Source organism: Pseudoclavibacter sp. JSM 162008 (genome assembly GCF_041366455.1).
Taxonomy (GTDB): Bacteria; Actinomycetota; Actinomycetes; order Actinomycetales; family Microbacteriaceae; genus Pseudoclavibacter.
On the sequence record NZ_JBEWYX010000002.1, the window covers coordinates 177,184 to 194,410 of the forward strand.

Consider the following 17,227-nt stretch of genomic DNA (forward strand, 5'->3'; position numbering starts at 1 on the left):
CCCGGCGCCGCCTCAGCGAACCGCCGTCGAGGTGAAGAGGTCATCGAGGTACAGCCCCGTCGTCGCAGACAACGGGCGAGCGAAGCGGCGCACGTGTGCAAGCCCGCCCAGGCGTCCCTGCTCGTCGACCGCGACGAAACCGTGCGTCTCGTGCGCCTCGTCACCGAGCCAGGACCAGACCGCATCCAACTTCGACTCGTCGGCCGGCACCCCGTAGAACGCACGGTAGCCCCGATAGAGCTCGCGCCACTGGGGCTCGTCAGCGGACGTCACAGGGCGCACATTCCAGTCAGTCATGCCGCAAGTCTCCGCCTCCACGGCCGCATGCGGAAGTCGAAAAGGCATGAAGGGGACCCTGAACAGCTCACGGTTGGACGTACCCGCCCCGGAGACGTAGAGTCTCCGCCGTGGATCTGTTCAAGTACCTCCGCCCAGCCTCGACCACACCCCAGGCCGAGCACCAGCCGCACGGCGTTCACAACCCGCGGGAAACCCTCCGCGCCAAGACCGTCGAGCTCATCCGTCCTGGCTTCGTGTCTCTCGACGAGGCCCTCGAGACGGCAGGCTCATTCGCTGAGGATGAAGCGCTGCCCGTCCGCGCCGACGAGATCGAGCGAATCGTCACCGCGACCTGGGATGACCTCGCCGACTGCCAGCGCGACTGGTCCAGCGAGGGCGACTACGAGAAGCTCCGTGCCGCATTCGCCGACCTGGAGCGAGCCGGTGTCGTCGCCCGCATGAACTTCGCCTGCTGCCAGAACTGCGGACACGCCGAGATCGAGGGTGAGAAGCTCACGGAAGCCCAGAGCGGGTACGTCTTCTTCCACCAGCAGGACGCTGAACGCCTCGCCGGCGACGACGCGCAGCTCTTCCTCGCATTCGGGCTCTTCGCGTCGCACGACGCAGGGACGGCCGACGAGCGTGCTGACGCTGAGCGCCAGCTCGGGCGCCTGATCGTCGCGACGATGCGCAGCAACAGCCTTGCGGTGGACTGGGATGAAGAGCCCTCGAGCCGCATCTCGGTCTCGATCAGCAACTGGCGAAAGCGCCTCCCGCTCGTCAGCGCCTGACCGGCGCACCACCTCAGGCCCCGGCAACCACGGGCTGTATCCCTGCGGGAACCTCCTCCCCAACCCCTGTCTGAAAACCGGCATTCCAGCGGCGCGCTCGCTAGGCTGACGGCCAGACGACCCAGGGGGATACGCAGAGTGACTGAAGCAGGAGCGGGCAGACCAGCCCAGAGGCCACGGTTCCCGAAGACGCTCGGCGATCTGACCGACCCGAGCAAGTGCCCGTCGTGTTTCGAGACCTACGGGGCTCCAGGCGCCTCCTGCCCGAGCTGCGGATTCACCCGCGATCCTGCCGTCATCGGCCACCTGCTCGACCTCGGCGCGCAGGCGCGCGAACCACTGCTCGCCCGTGGCGAGTTCATCGTCGCGGCCGGCGAGCAAGCCCGGGCCAAGGCGGCCGCGGCGCTCCGCGCTGAGCAGGCACGAGCGGAGCAGAGCCGTCTCGAGAGCGAGCGGCAGGGGCGAGCTCAGGCCAGCGAAGCGGTACTCGCGGCCGACCACGCGCGGCTCCTCGGAGGCGCCGCAGGGCACCTCGGGGCGGAGGCGACCGCCGTACCGCAGCAGGCTCCGGCCGATCGCTGGGCCGAAGCCCACGTTCCTGCAGCCGGCCAGGCACCGCCCGCGCAGCGCATGCCCCCAACGCATCCAGACCAACCGCAGCGGCCCCGACGTTCCAGCGTGCAGCTCCTGCTGCTGGTGCTCGGCATCGGACTCCTCAGCATCGCCGCAGTCGTCTTCCTCACCTTCGCCTGGGTCGTCTTCGGCGTCGAGGTCAAGGCCGCCATCACGGCAGGAGTGACCTTGGCGGTCGTCGCCACGACGAGCATCCTCAAGCGGCGCAAGCTCTCGGCGACCGCCGAGGGCATCGCCGCGCTCGGCATCGTCCTCGTGGTCCTCGACGTCTGGGCTGTGCAGGCGACGGGGCTCTTCGGCGCCGACCGTGTGCCCGGGACGCTGTACTGGGGCGTCGGGCTCCTCGTCGCGACAGCCGCGTTCGAGGCGTGGCATCGCCTCGCACACCTGCGAGCCCCCGGGATCGCGGCGAGCCTCACCGTGCTGCCGGCGATCGCGCTCACCGTGGCCGGCGCCACCTCCGCGGCGCTCTCCCCCGTCCAGCGACTCGTGCTCGCGCTCGTCCTCGCGGGCGCCGCCTCCGCCCTCCACGTGCTCCTGCGGGTCAAGCAGCCGCCCCCGACCACCGCAGGGCCGCACCCGCCCACCGCCGACGCGTTCAGCGCAGCCCCACCACGCTCGCTCGAACGCTGGATCCTGTCCGTCACGGGCGTCGTCGCACTGGCCGCGGGCGTGCTCTCCGGTGCCGCCGCGGCAACGGGCAACGACCCATGGCTCGGCTACGCAGTCCTGTTCGTCATCGCGGCCGCATCCGCCGCCCTCCTCGCCTGGCTCGTCAGCCGCGAGCGCGGCGCGCTCGGCGGCCGCACCCTCCTCGTCGCGTTCGGCGTCCTCTCCGCGCTCGCCCTCGGCGCGGTGCCGCTGAGCTTCACCGGCCCCGTGAGGCTGGCGCTCTCGCTGGCACTCATCCCGGTGGCGCTCGCCGCCGGGCAGGTCCTCAGAGCTCGGCTCGCCAACTCCGCCGAGTCGACGGCTTCGTCCGTGCAGATCGCGGTCACCGCCTGGAGCTGGACCACCGTCGGCGCAGCCGTCGTCCCGGTCCTCTCACTCGCACTCGACGTGCTCCCCCTCCGCGCCCTCCTGGCATTCGTCAGCGCCGACCAGGCAGGCCTGGCAGAGGCATTCGCGGGCGCGCAAGGCGGAACCTGGTGGGCCATAGCGAGCGGCGCGGTCGGGCTCGCTCTCGCGGCGGGCCTGCTGCTGCTCGTCCCCGGGCGACTCCAGCGCCTCACGCCCGCGCTCACTGCAGCCGGGTCCTTCCTCGCACTGTGCGCCGCCGCCAGCACCCCTGGACCCTTCGGCGTCACCATCGCGAACCTGGCGATCGCCGCCGGGGCAGTCGTCGGTGCCGCGCTGCTTGCGCGGAACCTGTCAGCCGCTCCGCAGGACGACCCGCACCGGGTCGGGTTGCTGGTCACCCTGCGGTACGACGCCGGAGCTGGCATCCTCGCCTCGATTCTGCCGGCCCTCGCGGCAGCCCCGTTCGAGACCTCCGCCCTCGTCGCTGCCGCCGCGCTCACGTTCTGCCTGCGCTTCTCCGTGCCGACGAACCTCTCCGCACTCCGGCCGGTGCTCACCGCGCTCACGGCGCTGCAACTGCTCGCCGTTCCGCTGCTCGTGGCCTTCGCACACGATGCCTGGAGCTCGTCCGACGTGCTCGGCACGAACCTCGCCGTCACGTGCGCGTATCTCGGCATCGCGCTTCTGCTCACCGCCGCGATCCTCCTCCCCAGGCCGTGGCTCGTCGCGGCCGAGCGCACGTTGCTCGCCTACTCGGCGGCGATCCCGACCCTCGCGGCATCGTTTGTCCTGCTCGCGATCGTCCGGGCGGCGGCGAATCGCGCTGACGGCGACGCCCTGCTGACCGCTTCCGCCTCGCCTCTCGGCTCGCTCTGGTACGTGGGAGCCGCACTCGGCGCCCTGCTCGTCGCCACGATCAGCGTCGTGGCGCTGCGCCGAAGGCAGGACGACGACGTGCCAGCGGTGGCGCCGCTCCTCCCAGCCATGGTGCCAGCCCTCTGGGCGACTTTGGGAGCGCTCGCCTCCGCATTCGTGGTGGCCTCGCCCCTTCCGGCCGTCGCCGCGTCGCTCGGCGTCGTCGCCAGCCTCCTGGTCGCCGGAGGCACCCTCGTCGCGAGGCTCCGCGGCGCACTCGCGTCCCGTGTCCTTCCCGCCGAGCTGGCCGTCGCTGCGGTCGCCGTCGTAGCGCTCGCGAGTACGCCAGCCTTCACGGGCGCGCTCGGACAGCCAGCAGGCGCTCAGTACGTTGCCGGGACGATCGCGATCGCGGCGACCGTTCCCGTCCTGCTGGCGATCGCCCCGTCGGGGCTGTTCCAAGCCAGGGGACGCGCGTTCCTGGCCTGGATCGGCGTCGGACTCCTCACCGCTGCGTGGTACGTGTTCGCCATCGGCACCCCAAGCTTCGATACCGCCGACCGCTTCCACCTGCCAGCCGGAATCCCGCTCGCCGCCGCCGCCCTGCTGCTCTGGTGGTTCGGCCGCGCCCGCAGTGCACGCGAACCCGCGCGTGCCGCCGCGTACATCCTGGCCGGCGGTCTCGCGGTTTCGACCGTCGCCCCTGCCGTGGCCTCGGGTGACACGACCGCGAACGCACTCGCCTACTTCCTCGCCGGAGCCGCCGTCGCCCTGGCGGTCGCCGCGTCCGCCAGCACGCTCGGCATCCCGGCCCACGCGCGCCCGCTGCTCATCTCGCTGAGCGCCGTCTCCGTCGGCGTCGCCGTGCTGTCGGCTCTGTCGCACCTCGGGGCCAAGCTTCGAGGTGAGGCGAACCGGGACGGCCTGCTCACGGGCCTGCTCCCCGGTGCCGAGGCGCTGATCTGGCTCACGGCCTGCGTCCTGCTCGTCAGCGGCGTGACCTGGCTGCTGCTTCGCCCCGTCTGGTCTGCCGACACGACACGGTCCAGGCGCAAGCTGCTCCTCGCCATGGTCGCATCGCTCAGCGGGGCCCTCACCCTCGCGCTCCTGCTCACCACGCGGTTCGACGGCCGGCTCCTCCTGCTCGGGCTCGGGCTGCTCGCGGGGCTCCTCGCCGCAGGCCTCCCGACCCGGATCCTCACCGGCGTCGGCCGCGCGAGCATCGCGCTCGTCAGCTTCCTCGCGCTTGCCTCGCAGGGGTTCGCCATCGCGATCTGGGAGCCAACCGAGGCGGCCAGTCTCTGGGTCCAGCAGCAAGCCGGAATCACGTCGCTGCTCGTCGGCGTCATCGCAACAGCAGCGGTCGTCGTCGTCCGGACGTTCTCGGAGACGCGCCTCCTCACGAGACTCGCCAGCTACGCGACGGGCGTGCTCGGGTCCTGGATGCTCATCCACCACGTCCAGCTGGTCGGCTTCGAGAGCGCCACACCGGTGCAGCTCGCTGCCACCGCTGGCGTCCTCGGGGCGCTCACCGCGCTGCTTGGCGTGCTCCTTTCGCCACAGGGAACGCGTCGAGGGGACGGCATCGCGCTGCGCGCGTTCGGCCTCGTGACCGCGCTGCTCGGCACCGTGCTCGCCCCCAGCGCGGCCGCCGCGAGCCGCACCGATGGCTTCGACGGCTGGACACCGCTGCCACTCGCGGCAGCGCTCGTCGCGGTGACGGCGGTCGTCGCGAGCACGCAGCTCGGTGCCAGGTCGCCGTATGCGCTGCTCCGCTACCTCGGCGTGCCGGTGCTCGCGCTCGCGTGGGTCTGGGAGGTGCTGGCGAACTGGGACGGCGCATCCATCTTCGTGGCCTTCGGTGGCGCCTTCCTCGTGCTCCTCGCCGCAGGCATCGCAACAGCGAAGGTCGGCAGGCGCGCCGACGAGGCACGAGCTTCGAGCGTCGAGAGCCTCCTCTGGCTCGCCGCGGCTCCCGGAGTCTGGCTCAGCGCGGGCGCGCTCGCCGCCGTTTCGCAGCCGCGCGACGGCGACACCTCACGCATCCTCTCCCTGACTGTCCCCGAGCTGGCCCTCTCGGTGCTGACGCTGACACTCGTCGTCGTGTGCGCGATCGTTCCGGTCGCCGGTTGGATGCGCGCCTCGGCGAACGCCCTCGGCGTGGGCTCGGCCATCTCGGCCGCCGTGCTCGGCCCCGCCCTCGTGCTCGCCGCCGAGGGCCCGCTGACCCCGATCACGCTGCCGATCTGGGGAGTCGTTCCCGCTGGGCTGGTGTTGATCTTCGCGAGCGCACTCTGGCGGCGGCAGCAGCAGCTCGAGAATCCGCGCCTCGCCGCGCTCGCCGCGACGGTGCTCGTGCCCGTCGCCATCGCGTCGCTCGTGCTCTCCGCGTTCCCGAGCATCCTGCGCGGTGTCGTCGAGAACAACCAGCAGCTCGCGCTGACGTGGGTCGTCGCGCTGTGCGGCCTCACGCTGGTCGCGCTGCTCCGCCCGGAGCTCCTGCCCTCGCTTGCGCCCGCGCACGCCGTTCCTGGCGCCCAGCCGTCGCTGCGCGTGCCTGTCCTCGCATTCTCAGCCGCCACCCTCGTCGCGACCGCAGGCGCGCTCGGCACGCAGTTCCCGATCCCCTGGCTGGAGCTCGCAACCGCCCCGCTCGGTGCCACGTTGCTGGCGGGCGGTCTGTTCTTCCTCGTGAAGCGCCCCACCCTGCGCAGCTGGCCAGCCCTCACGCCCGGCCTGGTGCTGCTGCTTGCGCCGAGTTACTTGGCCCAGTTCGCAGACCCCGCGCCGTGGCGCCTCATCGCGCTCGGGCTCCTCGCGGTCGGCATCACCGTCTGGGGCGCCACCAGGCGCCTGCAGGCGCCACTCGTCTTCGGCGCCATCATCACCGTGCTGCACGCAGTCACCGCGTTCCGACAGCAGCTCGCCGCCGTCGCCGACGTCATCCCCTGGTGGGTGTGGCTCGCGCTGGCAGGAACGGTGCTCGTCGTCATCGCCACGACGTACGAGGCACGACTGCGCGACGCCAAGCGCGCGGCGGCGTCGATCAGCGCCCTCAGGTGACGGCAGCCGCCGTCGCCTGAGGGCTCAGCGGGGCCTCAGAGCTGGCAGCCGGGGCACCAGTAGAGCTTGCGGGCCTGCATCTCGCCGAGCGCGATGGGTGTTCCGCACACCCGGCACGGCTCCCCCGCGCGTCCGTACACCCAGTGCCGATCCTCACGGTTCTCGAGAGCCGCGGCTTTCGCCCTGCCTCGGAGCCCGTCGATGGTCATCATCTGACCGACTTCCACGCCTATCTTGAGGAGCTTCGTCCAGTCGCGCCACAGCTCCCTGAGCTGCTCGTCGGTCAGCTGCGACGTCGGCGTGTGCGGGTTGATGCCCGCCCGGTAGAGCATCTCGGCCCGGTAGACGTTGCCGATGCCGCTCACGATCTGCTGATCCATGAGCACGATGCCGATCGGCGTCCGCTTGCCCCTCGCTCGTTCGAGAAACCGTGCCTCCGCTTTCGCCCCACGGTCGACGAGCGGATCGGGGCCGAGCTTCTCGATGCGGGCCGCCACCTCATCGCCCGTCATGAGCTCGCAGGCGGTCGGACCGCGCAAGTCCGCGCAGGTCTCGGACGTGAGGAGACGAAGCCGCACCGCGCCAACCGGCTCTGGCGGCCACTGGGAGAGCTCCTGCTCACGCTCGGCTTCCGCCATCTTGAGGCGTGTCCGCCGAGGGGCTCCGATGCTCGACAGCGATGTCTCGCCACGCGAGTCCTCGATCGTCACGCCTGGGCGCTTGCGCGAGTACTCGCCCGTCTGGCCCAGTGTCGTCGACACCTGGCCGGAGAAGTCCCAGGCGCCGTAGATGCCGAGGTGCACTCGGAGCCAGATCCCGCCGTCGAAGCGCGAGAACATGTGCTTGCCGACGGCGAACGTCTCGACCATCTCGCGGCCATCGATCTCCGCAGCACCCTCGGCGAAGCGGCCCTGCGGGGACGACGCCGCCACCACGCGACCGGCGTAGTTCGCGGTGAACTGCCGGGCGATGCGATGGACGGAGTGGCCCTCAGGCATTCCCCGCCGGCGTCTCCGACTCCACCATCGGCGGCACGACCGTGCCAACGGAACCGAGCACGGACTTGCCGGCGATCTTGCCGGTCTGCTCGTACTCGGCGAGCTGCGAGATGCGACGCAGGTGACGCTCTTCCCCTGGGAAGGGCTCCGCGATGAAGATGTCGATGAACCTGAGCACGTCGGCGATCTCGTGCTGCCGCGCGCCGATCGAGATGACGTTGGCGTTGTTGTGCTCTCGGGCGAGCTGCGCCGTGGCGTCGCTCCATGCCAGCGCGGCGCGCACGCCGGTCACCTTGTTGGCGGCGATCTGCTCACCGTTGCCCGAGCCCCCGAAGACCACGCCGAGCGACTTCGAGCCGTTCGCCCAGTCGTTGGCGACGGCCTGTGCCGCGTTGATGCAGAACGACGGGTAGTCGTCGAGCGCGTCGTACTCGGCAGGTCCGTGGTCGACGACCTCGTGCCCCTGCTCGCGCAGGTGCTCCTGCAGCTGCTGCGAGAACTCGAGTCCCGCGTGGTCCGTGGCGACGTGGATCCGCATCAGTCGAACACCGGTCCGCGGGTGCGGCTGCGCTTCAGCTCGAAGAAGCCGTCGACCGACGCGGCCATGACGACGCCGTCGAAGAGGCGCAGCGCCTCCTCGCCCTTCGGCGCGGGCGAGATGACCGGGCCGAAGAAGGCGACGCCGTCGATGGCGATGATCGGCGTGCCGACCTCGTCGCCGACGCGCTCCATGCCGGAGAGGTGGCTCGCGCGGTAGCGCTCGTCGAACTCACCGGCGTCTGCGCGCTCGACGATCGACTCGGGGATCTCGAGCTCGGCGATGGCCTCGGCCAGCACCGCGTCGCGGTCCTTGCGACCGCCTGGGTGGATGCGCGTGCCGAGGGCGTCGTAGAGCGCCTTGACCTTCTCGTTGCCGAGGTCCTGCTCGACGCCGGCGACGACCCGGCCGAGGCGCGACGTGCCCTGCAGCATGTCGCGGTACGACTGCGGGATGTCCTTCTCCTCGTTGAGGAGCTCGAGGCTCATGATGTGCCAGGTGATGGTCAGGTCACGGTGGCGGGCGACCTCGTCGATCCATCGCGAGGTCATCCAGGCGAATGGGCAGATCGGGTCGAACCAGAAATCTACTTTGATCGGTGCGGGCATACGCATAAGCCTACTCGGCAGGACTAGGCTGGCCGCCGCAAGCCCGGAATACCCGGGCCCCCTGACCCCGAAGGAGCTGGAATGCCCGGAGAGAACCTGACTCGCGCTGAGTCGGTCGAGCGTCGAGGAGTTGTGCTCGGTGTCGAGCACTACGACGTCGCACTCGACCTCACGACGGGTCCTGAGACGTTCCGTTCGATCACGACGGTGACGTTCTCCGCGGTTCCCGGCGCGTCCACGTTCATCGATGCCATCACCCGCCAGGTGCACAGCGTCGTGCTCAACGGCGAGGCGCTCGACGTGGCGGCCGTGAACGACGGGGTGCGCATCCAGCTGCCGAATCTGGCCGAGCGCAACACGCTGACCATCGACGCCGACGCGATCTACATGCACACGGGCGAGGGGCTGCACCGCTTCGTCGACCCTGCCGACGGCGAGGTGTACCTGTACTCGCAGTTCGAGGTACCAGACTCCCGCCGCATGTTCGCGGTGTTCGAGCAGCCCGACCTCAAGGCGAACTTCACCTTCCACGTGACCGCGCCCGCCGCGTGGCAGGTCATCTCCAACGAGCCATCGCAGGCGCCCCAGCCCATCGATGATGGCCGCGCCGTCTGGCACTTCGGCACCACGCCCCGCATCTCCAGCTACATCACCGCGCTCGTCGCGGGCCCCTACACGGTGGTGCGCGACGAGCTCACGTCCATCGACGGCCGCACGATCCCCCTCGCCGTCTACTGCCGCACGTCGCTTGCGCCGAACCTCGACGCCGACAACATCTTCCGCACCACGAAGCAGGGCTTCGAGTACTACGAGAAGGCCTTCGGGGTCCCGTACCCGTTCACGAAGTACGACCAGCTCTTCGTGCCCGAGTTCAACGCTGGCGCCATGGAGAACGCGGGCTGCGTCACGTTCACCGAGACCTACGTGTTCCGCTCGAAGGTGGCGGATGCGGTGCGCGAGCGCCGCGTCGTCACGATCCTCCACGAGCTCGCCCACATGTGGTTCGGCGACCTCGTCACCATGAAGTGGTGGAACGACCTGTGGCTCAACGAGTCGTTCGCGGAGTTCATCTCGACCCTCGCGACCGCTGAGGCGACGGAGTGGACCGAGAACTGGGTCACCTTCAACGCCAGTGAGAAGTCGTGGGCGTACCGCCAGGACCAGCTGCCCTCCACGCACCCGATCGTCGCCGAGATCCGCGACCTCGACGACGTGCAGGTCAACTTCGACGGCATCACGTACGCCAAGGGCGGCTCGGTCCTCAAGCAGCTCTTCGCCTGGGTCGGCCGGGATGCCTTCTTCGCCGGCATCAACGCGTACTTCTCGAAGCACGCGTGGGGCAACACCGAGCTGCGCGACCTCCTCGCCGAGCTCGAGGTCACGAGCGGCCGCGACCTCACCGAATGGAGCGCCAAGTGGCTCGAGACGGCGGGCGTCAACACGCTGCGCCCCGTCTACGAGCTGAATGCGCACGGCAACTTCACGTCGTTCGCGATCGAGCAGACCGCGACCGCCGAGCACCCCACGATCCGCCCGCACCGCCTCGCCATCGGGCTCTACAACGTGCAGGGCGACGAGCTCGTCCGCATCCACCGCTTCGAGCTGGACGTGGACGGCGAGCGCACCGAGGTCCCGAGCTTCGTCGGCGGAGCCCTCCCCGACCTGATCATCGTGAACGACGACGACCTCGCGTACGCCAAGATCCGCCTCGACGCGCACTCGGTCACGACCGTGCAGCAGCACCTGCCCAAGCTGCGCGCGCCGCTCTCACGTTCGCTGGTCGTCAGCTCGCTGTGGGACGCGACGAGGGATGCGGAGCTGCGGGCACGCGACTTCATCCGCGCCGTCCTCGGCGTCATCGGCACCGAGACCGAGTCGACGACGCGTCGCACGGTGCTCGGCCAGCTCATCTCGGCCGCGAAGTTCTACACGGCTCCGGAAGACCGCGCCGAGATCGTGGAGGTCGTCACCGACGAGCTCTTCGAGCTCGCGAAGCAGGCGGAGGCGGGCTCGGATGCGCAGTTCAGCTTCGTGAAGGCGTTCGCCTCGCTCGCCGCGACCGGCCCGCAGCTCGACGCCGTCGCCGCACTCTTCGACGGCACGTTCGCGCTCGAGGGACTCGAGATCGACACCGATCTCGGCTGGGAGCTCCTCTACGCGCTCGTCGCCGGCGGTCGCGCCGGCGAGGCCGAGATCGCGGCTCGTCTCGAGACCGACCGCACAGCCGACGGGGAGCGCAGCGCTGCACACGCACGCGCGGCACTCCCGACCCCCGAGGGCAAGGAAGCAGCCTGGGCATCCGTCATGGACCGCTCGGACGCGACCAACGCCATCGTGCGGGCCACCGTCGCGGGCTTCGACCGGGTCAACGACGAGGCGCTCCTCGAGCCCTTCGTCGACCGGTACTTCGGTCACATCTCGACGATCTGGGCCGACCGCAGCTTCCAGATCGCCGAGACGCTCATCGAGGGCTTCTTCCCCGCGGGTCTCGCGACGGCGCGCATCCGTGACGCCGCCGACGAGTGGCTGGCCAACAACGAGGCCGCGGCCCCCGCGTTCCGCCGCATGATCATCGAAGGGCGAGCCGGCGTCGTCCGGGCCCTCGCCGCCCAGGAGCGCGACGCGCAGCCCGAGTAGTCCCGTGCACGCAGAAGAGGTCGCTTCCCAGCTGGGGAGCGACCTCTTCTGCGTTCGGTGTCGGCTGCCTACTCGGCGAGCGCAGCCTCGATCGCAGCCACGACCTCAGGCGCATCGGGCTCCGTCGTCGGACGGAACCGCGTCACCGTGCCATCGCGGGCGATAAGGAACTTCTCGAAGTTCCAGCTGACGCGGCCGGCCTTGCCGTTCGCATCCGGTGTCTTCGTCAACTCCGCATAGAGCGGGTGCTGGGACCGGCCGTTGACCTTGACCTTCTCGAACATGGGGAAGCTGACGCCCCACGTGAGCGAGCAGTACTCCTTGATCTTCGAGGTGTCCGAGTACTCCTGCAGGAACTGATTGCTCGGGAAGCCGAGCACCGTGAACCCCTGCGGGCCGTACTGACGCTGCAGCTCCTCCAGCTTCTCGTACTGCCCGGAGAGGCCGCACTTCGAGGCGACGTTCACCACGAGCTTCACGGGTTCATACGCCGCGAGCTTCCTGGCCTCGCCGTCGATGGTGGTGACTTCGATGTCGTTCACGTTGAGGCTCATACGGAAGGCAACAGGATGCGCGACTCGCCTATTCCTCGCACGCCGCTCACACGAGACGGAGAGGCTCATCCGTCTACACTCGATGCGCTATGGCAGAATTCTGGACTTCCCTCACGACCGCGCTCGCCCCCTTCGACGTTCCCATCACGATCGTCTTCTACATCCTCGGGGCCTTCGTCTTCCGATGGATCCTGCTGAAGCTCATCGACCGCTCCGTGAAGCAGATCGTGAGCGGCGTCAAGAAGAAGCGCGGCGTAACTGACACGCAGGCGCTCTCGGTCCGATCCCCGCTGGCTGCCGTCCGCACCGTGCAGCGCACTCGCACCATCGGCTCCGTGCTGACGAACATCGTCAACGTCGTCGTGGTCGTCATCCTCATCGTCATGATCATCGCGAAGATCGACCCGGGCATCCTCGCCTCGCTGTCGATCCTGAGCGCGGCGGTCGGCGCAGGTCTCGGTTTCGGTGCGCAGCGCATCGTTGGCGACGTCCTCAACGGCCTGTTCATGGTCATGGAGGACCAGCTCGGGGTCGGCGACGTCATCGACATGGGGGAAGCCACTGGCGTCGTCGAGAAGGTGGGCGTGCGCATCACCCAGATCCGCGACGTCGAGGGCACGCTCTGGTTCGTGCGCAATGGCGAGATCCAACGCGTCGGCAGCTTCTCGCAGGGCTGGAACCGCATCGTCTTCGACCTCGCTGTGCCCTACGAGACGTCGCGCGCGCACGTCGAACGTGTCATGCTGCACGCCGCGAAGGAGCTCACGGAAGACCCGGACTGGATGGACTACTTCATCGGCACCCCCGAGATGTGGGGCATGGAGTCCATCTCCTCCGACGCCGTCGTCCTTCGCCTCACCATCCGCGTCCGCCCCGGCACCAGGTGGGAAGTGGAGCGCGAGCTCCGCGCCCGCACGCAGGACGCGCTCAAGTCGGCCGACATCAACCTGCCCTCGCTGAAGGCCATCGTCCTCGACGGGGCCGACGGACAGCCGACCCCGGGAGGCACCGCCTGATGTCGAACATCCCCATCCACCTCCGCGGATCCGATGGCGGCGCGTCGGCCGTGCCGACCCTCTACGACGAGATCGGCGGCATGCCCGCGTTCGACAGGCTCGCCGCAGCCTTCTACGAGGGCGTCCGCGAGGACCCGCTGATGTGGCGCATGTACCCGCAGGACGACCTCGAGGGTGCCACGTGGCGCCTCGGCCACTTCCTCGCCCAGTACTTCGGCGGGCCGAGCGAGTACAGCGCTCAGCGCGGGCACCCGCGGCTCCGGATGCGCCACAACGGCTTCCACATCAACCCGGAGGCTCGGGAGCACTGGCTGCGGCACATGCACGCCGCCATGGACCAGCTCGAGCTCTCCCCCATCCACCGCGCGCAGATGACCGACTACTTCGACCGGGCCGCGACCGCCATGGTCAACACGTTCGAGCCGAGCCCAGGAGCCGAGACCGACTCCTGAGCTCGGCTGCGACGTCCGCCCTGGGCGTCGGTCAGACGACGCCTTGCGCGAGCATCGCATCCACGACACGCGAGAAGCCGGCGATGTTCGCTCCGAGGACGTAGTCGCCCGGCTTGCCGTACTCCTCTGCGGTCTCGCTGCAGCGGGTGTGGATGTCGCGCATGATCTCCGCGAGACGCGCCTCCGTGTGCTCGAACGACCAGGAGTCGCGCTGCGCGTTCTGCTGCATCTCGAGCGCGCTCGTCGCGACGCCGCCAGCGTTGGCCGCCTTGCCCGGGCCGAACAGCACCCCTGGCTCGGAGCGGAACCGGTCGGCGGCCTCCTTCGTGCACGGCATGTTGGCGCCCTCGGCGACGACGCGGACACCGTTCGCGATCAGGGCCGCCGCAGCGTCCCCGTCCAGCTCGTTCTGCGTCGCGCACGGCAGGGCGATGTCGACTGGCACGTGCCACATCGCGCCCGGGCTCGCGAGAGCCTGCGCCTTTCCGCCGACACGGTCGACGTACTCGCCCACGCGCTTCCGCTCGACGAGCTTCAGCTGCTTGAGGGCCTCGACGTCGATGCCATTCGGGTCGTACACCGCTCCGGAGGAGTCGCTCGCGGAGACGACCGTCGCGCCAAGCGCGATCGCCTTCTCCATCGCGAAGATGGCGACGTTCCCGGAGCCGGAGACAGCAACCCGCTTGCCGTCGAGGTCATCGCCGGTCGCTTTGAGCATCTCCTGCGCGAACAGCACCGTCCCATAGCCCGTGGCCTCCGGGCGCACCAGCGATCCACCCCAGGTCATGCCCTTCCCCGTCAGCACACCTGCCTCGAAGCGGTTGGTGAGCCGCTTGTACTGGCCGAAGAGGTAGCCGATCTCACGGCCGCCGACGCCGATGTCTCCGGCTGGCACGTCGGTGTGCTCACCGATGTGCCGGTACAGCTCGGACATGAAGGACTGGCAGAACGCCATGATCTCGCGGTCGCTCCGGCCCCGCGGGTCGAAGTCCGCGCCTCCCTTGCCACCGCCGATCGGCATGCCCGTGAGCGCGTTCTTGAAAATCTGCTCGAAGCCGAGGAACTTGATGATGCCGAGGTTCACCGAAGGGTGGAACCGGAGGCCGCCCTTGTACGGGCCGAGCGCAGAGTTGAACTCGACGCGGTAGCCGCGGTTGATCTGCACGTGACCGTTGTCGTCGACCCACGGCACTCGGAAGATGATCTGCCGCTCCGGCTCGCTCAGTCGATGGATGACGGCGAGCTCGAAGTACTCCGGGTGGCGGTCGAGCACCGGGCCGAGCGTGTCGAGCACTTCGGTGACCGCCTGATGGAACTCCGGTTCGCCCGCGTTCCTCGCGAAGATCGCGGTCTTGAGGCTGTCGATGCTGCGGTCCATGGGGTCCTCCGGGGGTGAGGCGCACGTGGGTGCGCGGATGCGGAGCGAGAGAGTCGCTCCGGGGCGGTGGCAGCGCTCAGCGTGCCTGGTTCGATCGCAGCAGCACGTTGCCCTGCGTTGTCTCGAGGCGCAGCCACGCTCCGGCGGTGAGGATGCGCGCGTCATCACCGGAGCGCAGGAACCCGAGGCTGAGGGCGGCGAAGGCCGCGCCGCTCGTGAGGCCGCTCGGCTCGTCGATGACGCGGGTCCACACGTCCGTGCGGACACGTTCGACGAGCGCCGTCCCGAGGTTGCCGGGCACTGCTTCGGCGACCTCCGCGATGCCCTGGTCTGCGGCTGCGATGAGTGTCGCCGCTGGCAGGACACCCGTCAGGCTCCAGCCACCGGTGGGGGCTGCGATACCTGCCCACGACTCGCGGAGTCGCTCTGGCGGGACCGAGAGGTCGAAGCCGACCGTCTCGTCTGCGGACGCGTCGTCCCCCGGTGCGCGCAGCCTGGCGAGGCGGTCGAGGAGCGCTCGCAACGGCACGGTCACGTCGAACGCTCCCGCGTGCGCGTCGTCGCCCGCTTCACCGAGAAGCTCGGCGCGGAGTGCGCGCACGCCGAGCACCAGCGGTGAGGTGTCCAGGATGCCCTGCGGCCGCAGCACCGGAACCCAGAACGCCGCAACCGAACCAGTGGCGACGATCCTCACCGCGCCGTCTTCGATGCGTCCGGCTCGGCCCAGGAACGATTCGAGGTCGCGGGCGGCACGGAGATCGGGGATGCGGAGGACGGGAGACATTGCCATCTAACCTACCCAGTTCTTCCCGAGCGCTCCTGCGGCGGCGGGTCTCTAGACTGCTGGGATGGCAGATCAGCTCCACGAGTCGTCCTCGCTTTCGCCCGCTCAGCACCAGTCTGCGCCGTTGTCGTTCGATGCGCTCGAGGCGCTGTCTCCCATCGAGGCGTTCCTGCACACGTTGGACCTCACCGACACCGGTGCCCGTACTCGGGACGACATCTTCACGGGTCCGAGCCAATGGATGCCCCACGGGCGTGTGTTCGGCGGGCAGGTGGCCGCGCAGTCGCTGGTCGCCGCCGCGCGGACGGTGGCGGCTGACCGTCCGGTGCATTCCATGCACGGCTACTTCCTTCGCCCGGGCGACGTGAAGCTGCCCATCACCTTTGCTGTCGACCGCATCCACGACGGCAACTCGTTCACGACCCGGGCTGTGAGCGCCTTCCAGAGCGGTCAGCCGATCTGGTCGATGATCGCGTCGTTCCAGGATGTCGACGAGGGCTTCGAGCACGAGGTGACCATGCCGGACGGCATCCCGGCTCCGGAGGACCTCCCGAGCGAGGCGGACCTGCTGGAGACGGTGAAGGCGACACTCGGCGACGACGCCCCGGAGTCACTGGCCGCGTACTGGCTGCTGAAGCGGCCGTTCACGATGCGGCACGTCGACGGGCCCGTCTATCTCGAGCCCGCCAGCGACCCGACGCCGGCGCAGGCGGTGTGGATCAAGGCGGTGGAGCGCATGCCGGACGATCCGATGCTGCATCGGGCCGCCATCGCCTACGCGAGCGACTACTCGATCCTCGAGCCCATCATGCGCGGCCACGGCCTGACCTGGTCGACGCCGGGGCTTCGCGCGGCGAGCCTCGATCATGGCGTCTGGTGGCATCGGGACGCGCGAGCTGACGAGTGGCTGCTGTACGTCCAGGACTCCCCCGTCGCGCGCGGGGGCCGCGGGCTCTCGCGAGGGCAGCTGTTCTCTCGGGACGGCGCGCTTGTGGCGACGGTCGCCCAGGAGGGCATGGTGCGCCGAAAGCGCAGCTAGCGTGCGCGGCGCGGCGCGGCGCGGCGCGGCGCGGCGCGGCGCGGCGCGGATGAGCCTCCATGCGAGCGCCCGGGGGTTCAGTCGCTGCTGCGGCCGCCGCGGAACGTGAGCGGCTCGTCGAGGTAGGGGGTCCAGGCCTCGCGCTCGCGCTCGTTGATGCGACGCGGTCGCTGCGTGGCGGCGTCGATGAACACGAGGGTCGAGGATGCGATGACGTACCGCACCCGTTCTGCGCCCTCTGGCTGGCTTTCCTCCGGGCTCCAGATCTCGTAGTCGACCTCGGCGCTGGCCGCTCCCATCTTGGAGATCCACAGCTGCACGTCCAGTGGCTTCGTGGAGTACGGGATGGGCGCGAGGTACTCGATCTCGTTGCGCGCGATGAGCGTGAGCGTGTCGCCTCCCTCGGCGGCTGCGTCGATGATGGCGAGGGGCCGCTCGTCGTCGTTGGAGGCGCCGATGTTCCAGAACGCACGCACTCGGGCTTCCTCGAGCAGTGTCAGCACGCGCGAGTTGTTGACGTGGTTGTAGGCGTCGAGGTCGCTCCAGCGGAGGAGCGTGGGGACGTGGAAGCGCATCGGCGGG

The 17,227-nt window shown here is 69.7% G+C and carries 14 protein-coding genes; 6 read left to right on the forward strand and 8 right to left on the reverse strand.

What is annotated here, in order from left to right; translation table 11 throughout:
- Positions 1-12: 12 nt before the first annotated feature.
- The gene (locus ABVF28_RS02290) at positions 13-297 is read right to left on the reverse strand and encodes a hypothetical protein (protein WP_371029339.1); all 285 of its coding nucleotides are present in this window, start codon (positions 295-297) and stop codon (positions 13-15) included.
- A 110-nt stretch (positions 298-407) separates the two neighbouring features.
- Here ABVF28_RS02290 and ABVF28_RS02295 point away from each other — a divergent pair, with 110 nt between their 5' ends.
- Positions 408-1,070 carry a hypothetical protein gene (locus ABVF28_RS02295; protein WP_179557480.1) on the forward strand — a complete coding sequence of 221 codons (663 nt, stop codon included), beginning with the start codon at positions 408-410 and terminating at the stop codon, positions 1,068-1,070.
- Between the two features lie 138 nt (positions 1,071-1,208).
- Entirely contained in the window at positions 1,209-6,641 is a 5,433-nt protein-coding gene (locus ABVF28_RS02300; RefSeq protein ID WP_371029340.1) for a DUF2157 domain-containing protein, read from the forward strand.
- A 35-nt stretch (positions 6,642-6,676) separates the two neighbouring features.
- Here ABVF28_RS02300 and ABVF28_RS02305 read toward each other — a convergent pair whose 3' ends face one another.
- From ABVF28_RS02305 to ABVF28_RS02315, 3 genes are read right to left on the reverse strand one after another with little or no spacing between them, the layout of a single operon-like run.
- The gene (locus tag ABVF28_RS02305) at positions 6,677-7,639 is read right to left on the reverse strand and encodes an Fpg/Nei family DNA glycosylase (protein WP_371029341.1); all 963 of its coding nucleotides are present in this window, start codon (positions 7,637-7,639) and stop codon (positions 6,677-6,679) included.
- Entirely contained in the window at positions 7,632-8,177 is a 546-nt protein-coding gene (locus tag ABVF28_RS02310; protein WP_104311417.1) for a ribose-5-phosphate isomerase, read from the reverse strand. Before ABVF28_RS02310 ends, ABVF28_RS02305 begins: the two co-directional genes overlap by 8 nt.
- Complete coding sequence (locus ABVF28_RS02315; RefSeq protein ID WP_167516612.1) at positions 8,177-8,785, reverse strand: DsbA family protein; 609 nt, start codon at positions 8,783-8,785, stop codon at positions 8,177-8,179. The genes ABVF28_RS02310 and ABVF28_RS02315 overlap by 1 nt, the downstream gene beginning before the upstream one ends.
- A gap of 81 nt (positions 8,786-8,866) precedes the next feature.
- Between ABVF28_RS02315 and pepN the strand changes: the two genes are divergently transcribed.
- Positions 8,867-11,422, forward strand: coding sequence for an aminopeptidase N (pepN, locus tag ABVF28_RS02320; protein ID WP_371029342.1), 2,556 nt, complete (start codon positions 8,867-8,869; stop codon positions 11,420-11,422).
- Between the two features lie 68 nt (positions 11,423-11,490).
- On the opposite strand, the gene ABVF28_RS02325 is transcribed toward pepN, so the two are convergent.
- Entirely contained in the window at positions 11,491-11,976 is a 486-nt protein-coding gene (locus ABVF28_RS02325; protein WP_104311414.1) for a glutathione peroxidase, read from the reverse strand.
- Positions 11,977-12,065: 89 nt separating this feature from the next.
- Here ABVF28_RS02325 and ABVF28_RS02330 point away from each other — a divergent pair, with 89 nt between their 5' ends.
- The gene (locus tag ABVF28_RS02330; RefSeq protein ID WP_104311413.1) at positions 12,066-12,992 is read left to right on the forward strand and encodes a mechanosensitive ion channel family protein; all 927 of its coding nucleotides are present in this window, start codon (positions 12,066-12,068) and stop codon (positions 12,990-12,992) included.
- A complete protein-coding gene (locus ABVF28_RS02335) occupies positions 12,992-13,444 on the forward strand; it encodes a globin (RefSeq protein WP_218855258.1) in 453 nt (150 codons plus the stop codon). The genes ABVF28_RS02330 and ABVF28_RS02335 overlap by 1 nt, the downstream gene beginning before the upstream one ends.
- 31 nt (positions 13,445-13,475) lie before the next feature.
- On the opposite strand, the gene gdhA is transcribed toward ABVF28_RS02335, so the two are convergent.
- Both gdhA and ABVF28_RS02345 read right to left on the reverse strand, forming a co-directional pair.
- Complete coding sequence (gdhA, locus tag ABVF28_RS02340; protein ID WP_371029343.1) at positions 13,476-14,822, reverse strand: NADP-specific glutamate dehydrogenase; 1,347 nt, start codon at positions 14,820-14,822, stop codon at positions 13,476-13,478.
- Between the two features lie 76 nt (positions 14,823-14,898).
- Positions 14,899-15,606 carry a hypothetical protein gene (locus ABVF28_RS02345; protein ID WP_249312491.1) on the reverse strand — a complete coding sequence of 236 codons (708 nt, stop codon included), beginning with the start codon at positions 15,604-15,606 and terminating at the stop codon, positions 14,899-14,901.
- A gap of 64 nt (positions 15,607-15,670) precedes the next feature.
- Here ABVF28_RS02345 and ABVF28_RS02350 point away from each other — a divergent pair, with 64 nt between their 5' ends.
- On the forward strand, positions 15,671-16,645 hold the full coding sequence (locus ABVF28_RS02350) for an acyl-CoA thioesterase (protein ID WP_371029344.1): 975 nt from the start codon (positions 15,671-15,673) through the stop codon (positions 16,643-16,645).
- A 77-nt stretch (positions 16,646-16,722) separates the two neighbouring features.
- On the opposite strand, the gene ABVF28_RS02355 is transcribed toward ABVF28_RS02350, so the two are convergent.
- Entirely contained in the window at positions 16,723-17,220 is a 498-nt protein-coding gene (locus tag ABVF28_RS02355; RefSeq protein WP_104311408.1) for a thioesterase family protein, read from the reverse strand.
- Positions 17,221-17,227: the final 7 nt, after the last annotated feature.

What these genes read in the sequence shown, in the direction of transcription:
- ABVF28_RS02310 (WP_104311417.1), bottom strand. Translation starts at nt 8,177, where the DNA reads ATGCGGATCCACGTCGCCACGGACCACGCGGGACTCGAGTTCTCGCAG.
- ABVF28_RS02335 (WP_218855258.1), top strand. Translation starts at nt 12,992, where the DNA reads ATGTCGAACATCCCCATCCACCTCCGCGGATCCGATGGCGGCGCGTCG.
- ABVF28_RS02315 (WP_167516612.1), bottom strand. Translation starts at nt 8,785, where the DNA reads ATGCCCGCACCGATCAAAGTAGATTTCTGGTTCGACCCGATCTGCCCA.
- ABVF28_RS02350 (WP_371029344.1), top strand. Translation starts at nt 15,671, where the DNA reads ATGGCAGATCAGCTCCACGAGTCGTCCTCGCTTTCGCCCGCTCAGCAC.
- gdhA (WP_371029343.1), bottom strand. Translation starts at nt 14,822, where the DNA reads ATGGACCGCAGCATCGACAGCCTCAAGACCGCGATCTTCGCGAGGAAC.
- ABVF28_RS02330 (WP_104311413.1), top strand. Translation starts at nt 12,066, where the DNA reads ATGGCAGAATTCTGGACTTCCCTCACGACCGCGCTCGCCCCCTTCGAC.
- ABVF28_RS02325 (WP_104311414.1), bottom strand. Translation starts at nt 11,976, where the DNA reads ATGAGCCTCAACGTGAACGACATCGAAGTCACCACCATCGACGGCGAG.
- ABVF28_RS02305 (WP_371029341.1), bottom strand. Translation starts at nt 7,639, where the DNA reads ATGCCTGAGGGCCACTCCGTCCATCGCATCGCCCGGCAGTTCACCGCG.
- ABVF28_RS02345 (WP_249312491.1), bottom strand. Translation starts at nt 15,606, where the DNA reads ATGTCTCCCGTCCTCCGCATCCCCGATCTCCGTGCCGCCCGCGACCTC.
- ABVF28_RS02290 (WP_371029339.1), bottom strand. Translation starts at nt 297, where the DNA reads ATGACTGACTGGAATGTGCGCCCTGTGACGTCCGCTGACGAGCCCCAG.
- pepN (WP_371029342.1), top strand. Translation starts at nt 8,867, where the DNA reads ATGCCCGGAGAGAACCTGACTCGCGCTGAGTCGGTCGAGCGTCGAGGA.
- ABVF28_RS02355 (WP_104311408.1), bottom strand. Translation starts at nt 17,220, where the DNA reads ATGCGCTTCCACGTCCCCACGCTCCTCCGCTGGAGCGACCTCGACGCC.